This window comes from Butyrivibrio sp. AC2005 (genome assembly GCF_000424145.1).
Classification (GTDB): domain Bacteria; phylum Bacillota; class Clostridia; order Lachnospirales; family Lachnospiraceae; genus Butyrivibrio.
On the sequence record NZ_AUJI01000023.1, the window covers coordinates 85498 to 97655 of the forward strand.

Annotated in this window: 9 protein-coding genes; 7 read left to right on the forward strand and 2 right to left on the reverse strand. The window is 41.7% G+C overall.

Annotated elements, in window-relative coordinates:
* Window positions 1–25: 25 nt before the first annotated feature.
* The 7 genes from G602_RS0107850 (at window position 26) to G602_RS28750 (ending at window position 8554) form a co-directional block, all read left to right on the forward strand.
* Complete coding sequence (locus G602_RS0107850; protein ID WP_026658512.1) at window positions 26–2272, forward strand: glycoside hydrolase family 31 protein; 2247 nt, start codon at window positions 26–28, stop codon at window positions 2270–2272.
* Between the two features lie 26 nt (window positions 2273–2298).
* Window positions 2299–3027 carry an acetolactate decarboxylase gene (locus tag G602_RS0107855; RefSeq protein WP_044931484.1) on the forward strand — a complete coding sequence of 243 codons (729 nt, stop codon included), beginning with the start codon at window positions 2299–2301 and terminating at the stop codon, window positions 3025–3027.
* Window positions 3028–3039: 12 nt separating this feature from the next.
* Window positions 3040–5325 (forward strand): transporter substrate-binding domain-containing protein, encoded by a 2286-nt coding sequence (locus G602_RS0107860; protein ID WP_026658515.1) that lies wholly within the window; start codon window positions 3040–3042, stop codon window positions 5323–5325.
* Window positions 5322–6422, forward strand: coding sequence for an amino acid ABC transporter ATP-binding protein (locus G602_RS31865; RefSeq protein WP_026658516.1), 1101 nt, complete (start codon window positions 5322–5324; stop codon window positions 6420–6422). Before G602_RS0107860 ends, G602_RS31865 begins: the two co-directional genes overlap by 4 nt.
* 18 nt (window positions 6423–6440) lie before the next feature.
* The gene (locus tag G602_RS0107870; protein ID WP_026658517.1) at window positions 6441–7874 is read left to right on the forward strand and encodes a PTS transporter subunit EIIC; all 1434 of its coding nucleotides are present in this window, start codon (window positions 6441–6443) and stop codon (window positions 7872–7874) included.
* Between the two features lie 78 nt (window positions 7875–7952).
* Window positions 7953–8315, forward strand: coding sequence for a hypothetical protein (locus G602_RS28745; protein ID WP_155829730.1), 363 nt, complete (start codon window positions 7953–7955; stop codon window positions 8313–8315).
* Window positions 8312–8554: an HAD-IA family hydrolase gene (locus tag G602_RS28750; protein WP_049945124.1), complete on the forward strand. Its 243-nt coding sequence runs from the start codon at window positions 8312–8314 to the stop codon at window positions 8552–8554. The genes G602_RS28745 and G602_RS28750 overlap by 4 nt, the downstream gene beginning before the upstream one ends.
* A gap of 28 nt (window positions 8555–8582) precedes the next feature.
* On the opposite strand, the gene G602_RS0107880 is transcribed toward G602_RS28750, so the two are convergent.
* Together G602_RS0107880 and G602_RS0107885 are read right to left on the reverse strand one after the other, a co-directional pair.
* Window positions 8583–9761, reverse strand: coding sequence for a cation:proton antiporter (locus G602_RS0107880; protein ID WP_026658518.1), 1179 nt, complete (start codon window positions 9759–9761; stop codon window positions 8583–8585).
* A 513-nt stretch (window positions 9762–10274) separates the two neighbouring features.
* Window positions 10275–11408, reverse strand: coding sequence for a hypothetical protein (locus G602_RS0107885; protein WP_026658519.1), 1134 nt, complete (start codon window positions 11406–11408; stop codon window positions 10275–10277).
* Between the last annotated feature and the right edge of the window lie 750 nt (window positions 11409–12158).

Here is a 12158-nt window from a genome sequence, read left to right on the forward strand (position 1 = left end):
AATAATAATGAGAAGAGGACATGACATGAAGACAGGAAAGCTTACAGGTGCAAAAAAGAATGAAAACAGGGTGGAATTAACTTTTGAAGAAGCGGTAATTACTATTGAGGTAATCACTGAAAATATTGTAAGGGTATTGAATCCATGCTGGAAGGCTGATTATGCTTCTATCGCTATTGAGAAAAATGTGAGTATTGGCACGGAATTCAGTTTTGCAGAGGAAAAGGACAAAATCTGTATAGAAACAAGTGATCTTAAGCTGGAGGTTGGAGATGACTTTGCCTTTTCGTTTTATGATAAGTCCGGCAAATGCCTTCTTTCATCCTATAGTGGTAAGCGGGTAATAAAGGAAACCATCTCTGAAAAGACCAAAAAGCTCCTTGAGGCTGAGGGACATAAGGCTGCAGGCGGATCTAAGGATTATGCTGTTCAGGTTTTGTTTAATCGTTGCGGCGATGAGTTTTTCTATGGAATGGGTGATAAGACAGGTTTTCTTAACAAGGGCGGATATGCTTATGAAAACTGGAATTCTGATATTCCGCAGCTTCACAATGAGACAATGCCCGCATTATATAAATCCATACCTTTTGTTATGGTTAAGAAAACAGAGGGACAGCCTTACGGACTTTTCTTCGATAACACATTTCATAGTTATATGGATTTTGGAAAAGAGAATAGTTCATATTTTTACTATGGCGCCGATAATGGCAATTTAGATTTTTATTTTATGACAGGCGATCATTTGAAGGATATTGTCGGTAAATACACATATCTTACTGGAAGAGCGCCTATGCCACAGCTATGGACACTTGGATATCATCAATGCAGATGGGGATACGAGAACGCAGAGGATATCCGCAAGGTTGCACATCTTATGAGAGAAAATCATATTCCCTGTGAGAGTGTCCAGTATGATATTGATTACATGGATGGATTCAGGGTATTTACCTGGGACGAGGAGAATTACGGTCCTAAAGGACAGCTTATAAATGAGCTGAAGCAGGATGGCTTTAAGGCGGTATGCATAATTGATCCGGGTGTTAAAAAGGATGAAGGATACTTCATGTATGATGAGGGAATCCGCAATGATTATTTTGCCAAGGACAAGGATTCTGAGGTTTATGTTAATGAGGTTTGGCCCGGGGATGCGGTATACCCTGACTTCGGACGAGAGGAAGTAAGAAAATGGTGGGGTGATAGCCATAAAATCCTGACTGATATGGGCGTTCAGGGTATTTGGAATGATATGAATGAACCTGCCAGCTTCAGAGGACCTTTGCCGCTTGATGTGCAGTTTCATATTGGTGACAGGCTTACGGATCATAGCGAGGTACATAATGTATACGGACACTTTATGAGTATGGGTACTTATGAAGGAATGAAGAAGATTACCGGTAAGAGACCGCTTGTTATTACGCGTGCCTGCTATGCAGGTTCCCAGAAATATGCTGCTGTATGGACAGGCGACAACCAGAGTGTATGGTCACATCTGAGAATGCTTATTCCACAGCTCTGTAATCTTGGGATGAGTGGTTTTACCATTGCAGGAACGGACATCGGTGGATTTGGAGGTGATTCCAATGCCGAGCTTATGGTGAGGTGGGTTCAGGCCGCAACCTTTAGCACATTTTTCAGGAATCACTGTGCAAAAGGTCAGATTATGCAGGAACCCTGGGAATTTGGCGAGAAAGTTGTCCGTATTTATCGAAAGTATGTGGAACTGCACTACAGATTTTTGCCTTATATTTATGATTTACTGCATGAGAGCCAGGAAAACGGGCTTCCGGTTATGAGACCATTGGTGCTTAATTATGACGATGATGCAAATACCTATGAGCTAAATGATGAATATATGGTGGGAGAAAATATCCTTGTTGCACCTGTTGTTGATCAGGGCGTGACAAAGAGAATGGTTTATCTTCCCAAAGGAACATGGGTAGATTATTGGACTAAGGAGAGATATCAGGGAGAAAGCTATATCATAGCGGATGCACCTATTGATACATTACCCATGTACATAAAGGAAAACAGTATTATTCCTATGTATGAGAATGTACAGTATGTTGGGGAAAAAGCATACGATAAGCTTGAGCTTCTCGTTGCAGGAAAAGAAGCCCATTATACCCATTACCAGGACAATGGAGAGGACTTTAAGTACATGGATGGTGAATATAACCTTTATACCTTTGATTGGGAAAACGGAGAGTTAAAAACCAATCTGGTGCATGAGGGTTATGAAAAATATAAAACAGTTGAAGTGAATGTTATTTAAACGTTTTTCTATGAGGGGATTTGATTATGAGTCAAATGAAAATGTTTCAGGTATCAACACTTCAGGCACTAATGCTTGGATATTCAAGGCCGGTAATATCTGTAAATGAGCTGCTTTCCCATGGAAATACAGGGCTTGGGACATTTACGGATGTTGATGGTGAGATGATAGTACTTGACGGTACATGTTACAGAGCGACTGAAAATGGTGATGTTGTTATAGCTGAGCCGGAAAGGGGTGTACCCTTTTCGGCTGTATGTAATATGGAAGAATCTAATCCTGCAGAGTTTGGCAGGATGGAGAACGTAGGGGAATTAAAGACAGAACTCAACAATATCATTGACTCGCATTTTGGGTTAAATAGTATGCATATGGTCAGGATAGATGGTGAGTTTGAGTTTGTGGACGCAAGATCGGAATCCGGCTACACCTCTAATCATATTTCTTTAAAAGATATCCTGGGTAAAACGCAAAAAGCGTTTAAATTCGAAAATATCAAAGGGACACTGGTCTGTGTCTATTTTCCTGATTTTATGGATGGGATAAATGCAGCCGGATGGCATCTTCACTTTATTTCTGATGACAAAAAACATGGAGGCCATGTTTTTGAAATTGTGATGAAATCCGGAAGCGGATTGATCTCAAAGATTAACTCAATAGAAATTAAGCTTCCTGATGAGCCAGTATTTGACACTTATTCTTTGAAACAGGCTTCCGACAATGAAATAAAGGAAGTAGAGCAGGGAAAAGGCTGAGGGGAGGATATTATGAAAAGAATTCTGTATATCCTTGCTTTTGTGATGATTTTTTCATGTCTTCTTTCTTCCTGTGGAACAAATGGAGGCAAATCAGATTCATCTTCCGGTGCGGCTGCAGTAGCGTCGGGACCTGAATACACAGAATACTCTGATCTTAGGGGCAAGACCGTTTCGATGCTTACCGGTGCCCCATTCGAGGAGCTGGTTTTAAGTAAGGAACCGGATGTTGGACAATTTACCTTTTTTAGCAATATGCCGGATATGGTTCTGGCACTAAAATCCAAAAAGACGGACGCTGTACTTAATAACAACGCACTAGGTTCCCTGGCGGTCAATCGAAATTCTGACCTGGCTCTGTTTCCTCAGAGTCTTAAGGACGGCGTTTTTGGATTTGCCTTTGAAAAGGGTTCGCCGGAGCGTGAGAAGTGGCAGGCGGCCTATGACACGATTTCTGAGGAGACAAAGCAGGCTCTTTGGGATAAGTGGACAGGCTCTGATGAGAGCGCCAAGGTTATTCCTGATCAGGACTGGCCAGGAAAAAACGGAACGGTGAAGGCTGCGGTATGTGACACATTGGAACCAATGAGCTATGCCGGCGAGGGTGGAAAATTACAGGGATTTGACCTGGAAATGATACTTCTTATGGCAAAGGAACTGGACGTGCATGTAGAGTTTACCGGTATGGAGTTTGCTGCAATCCTTTCTTATGTACAGTCAGGAAAAGCTCTGCTGGGAGCCGGATCCATAATAGTTACCGATGAGCGAAAACAGGCTGTGGATTTCGTGGAATATTATCCTGCAGCTTTTGTGCTGATAGTAAGAGGGACAAAGGCGGAGAGCACAGATCATAAGACCATCAGCAGTTTTTCTGATCTTGAGCATGCCCGTATTGGCGTTCACACAGGTAGCATTCAGGCGGCTCAGGCGGAGGAGCGCTTTCCTGGCGCAGATTTCTTGTATTTTAATAACGGTGTGGATATGCTGGAGGCACTGCGGTCAGGAAAAGTTGATGCCTATGCAGACGCTGATGCGATTGCCAAATTCATGATGGCTCAAAATGAGGATATTACCGTGCTGGATGAGCGGCTCACTGAAGGAATGCACGTGGGGGCAGTCTTTGCAAAAACTGACAGAGGACAGGCGCTTTGTGATGAGTTCAGTGCTTTTATACGGGAAATTAAGCAAAATGGCGTATACGATGAAATTCAGGGAATATGGTTTGGCAAGGATGAGGATAAGCGTGTAGTTCCGGATTTATATAATCTGACGCCAACTAACGGCACACTGCGAATGGCGGCGGACACCGCACTTGTTCCGTTTGTTTACATTAAGGACGGCAATCCCGTGGGAATTGACGTGGATACGGTAGTTCGTTTCTGCAAGGAATATGGGTATGGTCTGGAGATTGTTCCCATGGATTTTGGGGCAATAATTCCGGCTATAGTCACCGAAAAGGTGGACTTTGCAGGTGGTGGAGTTGCTTACACGGATGAACGTGCGGAAAGTGTGCTCTATTCAGAGTTTACCTATGAAGGAGGCTCTGTAGTAGTGGTGCTTAAGGGTGCGGAAGGAGTTACAGAAGACAGCTTCCTGACAGAGATAAAAGACAGCTTTGAAAAGACCTTTATAAGGGAAAATCGCTGGATGCTTTTCCTTGAGGGTATAGGCACTACACTCCTAATAACGGCACTGTCCATTTTATTTGGAACAATCCTTGGCTTTTGCGTATTTATGCTCTGCAGGAAAGGAAACCCTGTTGCCAATTCCATTACCCGTTTTATAGTGTGGCTTGTTGAGGGGATGCCGGTAGTAGTTCTTCTGATGATCCTTTACTATGTTATTTTTGGAAAAGTGTCTATTTCCGGTACGATGGTATCGGTTATTGGTTTTACACTGCTGTTTGGCGCGCAGGTTTACGCCATGATAAAGGGAGGCGTGGCCACCGTGAATAAAGGGCAGACAGAAGCTGCATATTCTCTTGGTTACACTGATCGGAAGGCATTTTTCAGGATTGTATTTCCTCAGGCTCTGCCACACATCATGCCATCCTATAAGGGACATATTACAGCACTCATCAAGGCGACGGCTATTGTAGGTTATGTGGCAGTGCAGGATCTGACCAAGATGGGAGACATTGTCCGAAGTCGTACCTACGAGGCGTTCTTTCCTTTGATAGCAGTTGCTATTATTTACTTCATCCTTGCTGCGATCCTGACTTTTATTGTGAACAGGCTGGAGTTGCGCATTGATCCCAGGAAAAGGAAGAATTTTCTTAAAGGGGGTGAGGACAAGTGATTGAACTGGTGCATTTGGAAAAGAAATTTGAAGACAGCACTCCACTCAAAGATGTGAATACTGTCATCAACGATGGAGATGTGATTTCGATTATAGGTCCTTCAGGTACAGGAAAATCCACATTGCTGCGCTGTATAAATATGCTGGAGAAGCCCACAGGAGGGCAGATTCTGCTGGATGGGGTGGACATCACCGATCCGAAATATGATGTGACTATGGCAAGGCGCAAAATGGGCATGGTGTTTCAGTCATTTAATCTGTTCGGTCATCTGACGGTGATTGAAAATATTATGCTTGCTCCGATGGATATCCTGAAAAAGTCTAGGCAGGAAGCCTATGAAACCGGTATTGCTTTACTGAAGCGAGTTGGTCTTGCGGGACGCGAGCATCAATACCCGGAGCAGCTCTCAGGAGGGCAGAAGCAGAGAGTTGCCATCGCCCGGACTTTGGCTATGGATCCGGATGTGATCCTGCTGGACGAGCCTACCAGTGCCCTTGATCCGACAATGGTGGGTGAGGTACAGGCTGTAATCCGGGATATGGCCGGAATGGGCAAGACCATGATGATCGTTACTCATGAAATGAGCTTTGCCCGCGCTATATGTAACCGCGTTTTCTTTTTGAACCAGGGTGGAATCTACGAGGATGGCACACCGGAGCAAATATTCGATAATCCGCAAAAGGATCTGACCAGGCGATTTATTCACAGACTTAAGGTGATGGAGCTGTTTATTGACAATCCGGACTATGATTTCATCGGTGCAGGAAGTGAAATCGACCAGTACTGCATGCGCAGCGACATTTCGCCAAGAGTTAAATACCGGATCAGGCTGACCTTTGAGGAACTGACTCAGCAGATGCTTTTCCCTGTGCTTAGCCGAACGCCAATCCAGGTGACTGTGGAGTATTCCGAGGCAGAGGAGAAGGCCATTGTCAATGCCTGTTACGGAGGAGGACGTTTTGATCCGGCAGAGGGAGAAAACAGCCTTTCATATAAAGTGTTAAAAGGATCTGTGGAGGAACTGTCCTATACCTATAATGAGAACGAAGAGTTATCTAATACAGTTCGTGTGGTGATATGCGAAAAGCAGAAATGATGTATCCGGGAGAGATATATGGATTTTAATGCAATAAGTAATCAGCTGTTAAAGGAACTTGGTGGTAAGGATAATATAGCTGAAACGGAAGCCTGTGTGACAAGGCTTAGGGTCAGCATAAAGGACATGTCTAAAGTTAATCTGCAGGCTATCAGAGAAACAGAGGGTGTCCTTGGAGTTATAGAATCAGAAACTTTGCAAATAGTTTTTGGGCCGGGCACTGTTAATAAGGTGTATGAAGCTTTTAATGAAGCTTGTATGGCAGATAATAAGGCAGATTCTACCAAGGAAAAGGCAGATGCTTTTACTGTTGCAAAGGAAAACAAGGCAGAACAACGACAAAAGTATGATAAGCCCTTGCAGAGATTTCTTAAAAAAATAGCCAGCATTTTTATTCCGCTTCTTCCGGGAATAGTTGCTGCGGGCCTTATAAATGGTGTTACAAATGTAATCAATTTTGCTACTAAAGGAGCTCTGAGCGGAATATGGTGGTATGAGTGCATAAGAACAATGGGATGGGCGCTTTTTACATATCTTCCCATTTACGTTGGAATGCTTGCGGCTAAGGAAATGGGTGGTTCAGCCATTTTGGGCGGTATTGCAGGTGCTATGTGCATATCGAATGCATCGATGCCTTTGCTTACAACCTTTGGCGATAAGCAGGTGACTCTGCCTTTTACAGGGGCTGTATATGTTCCGGGAAACGGAGGAATAATAGCAGCTGTTATTGCATCAAGTGCCTTTGCTTTACTGGAAAAGAAAATCCGTAAGATTATGCCGGATTTATTGGATACGTTCATCAGTCCGCTATTGGTTTTGATTATAGGATCACTTGCGATTATACTTGTCATCCAGCCTATAAGCAGCTGGCTGGCAAATGTCATTTACAATGTCATTGAAACAGTCTACGACAAAATGGGTATGATAGGCGGATATATACTGTCTGCCGGCTTCCTGCCGCTTGTTGCCGTGGGGCTTCATCAGGCGCTGATGCCTATACATGTAATGCTAAATGACCCGTCCGGTCCTACAAAGGGCATCAATTACCTATTGCCGGTTTTGATGATGTCAGGCGGTGGACAGGTCGGTGCAGGATTGGCATTGTATTTTAAGACAAAAAATAAAAAGCTTAAGCGATTTATTCGGGATTCAATCCCGGTAGGAATTTTAGGAGTGGGTGAACCCCTTATGTATGCAGTTACCCTGCCTCTTGGAAGGAGCTTTTTAACAGCCTGTATCGGCGCAGGATTTGGCGGAGCTCTTGCTGCAGCTTTCCATTTAGGGGCAGTCAGTCAGGGCCTGTCGGGATTGTTTGGACTCCTTATTGTGCAGCCCGGGCAACAGATCCAATATGTCATAGCGATGCTGGCCGCGTATTTAGGAGGATTTGTCCTAACGTGGTTTTTTGGAGTTGATGAAAAGAAAATCAACGAGATTTATTCAATAAATTAAAAGTAAATACTCAAAAAAGGAATGGCGATTATGTCATTCCTTTTTTATAATAGCAATGGGAAAGAGAGGACGGTAGAGATGATAAACACAGTGATTTTTGATATAACAGGTGTTCTTGTAAGTGGGGGACTTGATGATATGCTTGTGGAGAAGGGCTTTTCAGAGGATATAAGAGAGAGAATATCAAAAGCATGCTCTATTCCCGGTGTATGGGATGAGTTTGACAAAGGTATTGTTGGCCTTGAAGGAGCTATAAAGAATTTTGCAATGCATGACCCGGAGTTAGAGCCGGAAATACGGGAGACCTTTTCTGATCTAAAAGGAATTGTAAAAAAGAGAGAGTATGCCATTCCATGGATACGTTCATTGAAGGAATCAGGTTACAGGGTTTTGTGCTCTCAAACTTTACCATACAGGGACTTGACGATAATCCGTTTATGAGAGAATTTCTGGAGGAGACGGATGGGGGAATTATCAGCTATGAAGTTGGAAGAGTGAAGCCTGATCCCGAAATATACCGATTGCTCATGGAAAAATACGATTTGAATCCACAGGAATGCGTGTTTATAGATGATATGCCCCAGAATATTGAGATGGCAAAGTCCCTTGGGATAAACGGAATTGTGTATAAAAATTATGAGCAGGTGCAAGATGAATTGCATTCACTGCTCATAAATTAGTGAGTTGTATCAGATTGAAAGACACATTTTAAGCGCGTTTTTCATCTGCAGCATAAATTGCTTTTAGAATAATGGGGGTCAGTATAGAGCTGACAACAATAAGCAGGATTACGGATGTAAAGTACTTACTGTCTATTATTTCAGCTTTAAGACCTCTCTGTGCTACGATGAGGGCGACTTCGCCTCTGGTCATCATTCCAACACCTATCTTAAGTGCATCAGAATTGTTAAATTTTAAAACCTTAGCTGCAAGTCCACAGCCTATAATCTTTGCTAACAGTCCGACCAGAACAAATCCTAAGGAAAAGGTCAGGATTGAAATGTCCACGGTCTTCAAATTGGTTTGCAGTCCTACACTTGCAAAGAATATGGGACCGAAGATCATATAGGAGCTTATGTCCATTTTTCTGTCAATGTAAGAAGAATCATCGAGAGAACTTAAGATGATTCCGGCTACATAAGCACCTGTAATATCAGCTACACCGAAATATTTGTCGGCAACATAGGCAAGAACAAGAGCAAGTGCCATGCCCATGATAGGAATTCTTCTTGTATGCGCCCATCTGGCGTCAAGTCTCTGCATTATCTTGAAAATGATAACACCAGCTACTATTGAAACAGCAAAGAACGCTACTGTCTTTATGCAGACTGCACTCAAATTTGCATTTGGATCCTTTAAACCGAGGACTGCGGTAAGAACGACAATACCAATAACGTCGTCAATGATGGCGGCACTCATTATGGTCGTTCCGACTTCAGTGGATATTTTTCCAAGCTCCTTCAAGGCTTGAACCGTGATGCTGACAGATGTGGCTGTGAGAATTGTTCCAATAAATACAGCTTCTATAAAGGTGGTGGAGCCTATGGGTGCAAAACCATAGAAGCACATGTACAGAAGTGTTCCAAAAACAAGAGGAACAATTACCCCGGCAAAAGCAAGGGCTGTAGCCTTAAGTCCGGATTTTTTTAGATTGTCAATGTCGGTTTCGAGGCCTGCACTGAACATCAGGAGGATTACACCGATCTCTGCCATTCCGGCCCAAAAGTCATTATCTGCAACCAGATTAAAAAGTGATGGCCCGATCAGAAGACCGGCTATGATTTCTCCGGCAACCTGAGGGGCTTTGAATTTACGAGCAACTAGACCAAAGAGTTTGGCGCTAATGATGATGATAGCAAGATTTTTTAATATTTCTATTGTATCCATGGTAATGCCTTTCATATGTTGATTGAATGCAACGTTTTCTATTATATGTTTTTCGTTACAAAGATTCAATATTATCCTTTATTTCCGATTTATTTTTATATTTTTATATTTAGAAGGTATTAATAGAGGGTTTATTTCTTGATGCTATGATTAGCTTGTATAACTATAAGGTTTTAAATAGGGATCTTCTATGATAATTAGATTTATTATGGGGCAGTCAGATTGGCCGCTCCTTTTCTAAACTATACATTTAGCCCTTATATAAGTCAAATATTATTTGGTTTCCTTATGATTCATATGATTTGGAATGGAATATTTCAATATTTCAAATACCCCGCAGAAACCTCTAAAAAGCGTCAAATTCAGGCGTAAAAGAATACTAAAAATCCCCCGGAGCGATTACTCGTCCCGGGGGATTTATCATACCAGGCATTGAAAAGACTTTGTCACGAGCCAAATCATTTTTTATGATGGAAATAATCATATATGGAGCCTGATATAAAGCTTGTTTAATTACTTCTGAACCTTGTGAATGGTAACAACTGTTCTATGTGTAGTCTTATTCTTCTTATCGTAATATGTAATTCTTACATATGTAGGAGTTGTTGCACCTTTAGTGCTCCATGTGTAACCTGAATTTGAACTGTGTATGCCTATCTTTTCAGGATCTTCCTTAGCAAGCTTTATCTTTTTGCCATTCTTTACTTTCTTCCATTTGCACACAACTGTCCGGTCTTCATCTGATCTCCATGCTCTCTGCTCGAGATCAGTTTCTTCAACAGTATCCAGACTTGATGTATAGTCATCTCTATAACCAATACTTGTCCAATTACCTTCTGGTTTTGTCACTATATCGGGTGTACCAACTTCAATCTTCTTAAGCTTAAAGTTCTCATTCATAGTAACTCTGATAACTCCGGACTTAGCTGTTGTGGTAAACTTACCAAAACCTTTTGACCAAAGCTCGTTAGTAGCTGCAGCATCGGCGTCAAGCGACTGAGCAAGACTCTTTCCTGCAAAAGTGATAGATTTGAATGGATATCCATCAGCTTTAGCTATAACCTTAATTGATTTCTTAACAGTAGTCCCATCCTTAAGGATTGCATCAAACTTAAGCTTATATGTTCCAGCCTTCTTTGTATAAAATCTTACTGTGTAGGATCCCCAAGAATCTCCTTTAGGAAGTGCTGCCTCATCAGTAGTAGAAACTATTTTATCCTCTACATTTCGATAATAGAAAGTTTTTCCATCCTTTGACAAATAATCATAAACAGGGTCTTTATCTGAATCTGTAAGCTCATTAGTAGATACAACCTTAACCTTTAATGCCTTTTTATTTGACTTAAAGTTAGCAAATTTTGCTACGTCTGCAGTTGTATCAAATACATGTCTGTTTCCATAGGTATTGGTAGCAATTGTAATCGTCTTAGGAAAATGTAGCTCAACATCCGATTTGCCTATGCCATAATAATCAGCTGTTGAAAGTGTTTCCTTCGTATCCTCGTTTGTATAACTTTTCGCTGACCGTACACCATCCTTATACTCATACTCGGTAATAACTTCAGCATTTGCACTTATAGGTGCAGCCAATGTGATAGTAAGCGCAGCAGCAAGTGCCATCGCTCCAAATTGTTTCAATCCCTTCATAAGAGACCCTCCTTCATAAGATAAAATATACGGTTTAACGTAACCGCTTCTTTGTGACAATTCCAATTCTACCACCCCCCTCGAAATTGTCAAGGCGCACAGATAGCGGTTTTATGCCATTTAATAAAATTTATAAAATGTTTATAATTACGTTTATTCAAGAACCATGATGAAAACACACTTTTTTCACATTTAGGCTTCAATCACACTCTATTTGCCATTTACAATATTTAATAATTTTAATATTTTTTATACTAAATAATCAGCAAAACAAATAGCAAAATAGGGATAAGGCGCACTGTTACAGTAATTACAGCCAGCGCCTCCCGCAATTATCTAAGGAAAGTTGTTACCTTCTCAATTGTCAGATTTCATGTTTGTTTTACAAATTCATAAAAAACTCTATGGTAAGATGATAGTGGGGGATACAATATATCCTCCTTTTTCTATAAATATACTCTCGGAATCTATAAGCCAGTAACAATGCGGCTTTCAGATTCCTTTTTTATTAAAATCCCCCACTTTTTTATCAAAAAACACTTGACATTTACCTCCAAAAATGCGGCGCTTCGCGCCCTTGTTAAAAAGGATGTGTCGTTACGGCGCGGCCGTAAGTTTTTTGATTGGAGGGCGATTTTATGTTACCTGTTAATTGTGGCAGTCATGCCGACTACCAAAACTTTGTTGTTGAAAATCTCCGCAAATATTACCCTGATCCAGATGCTATATCTCAAAGCACCTGGGATATCA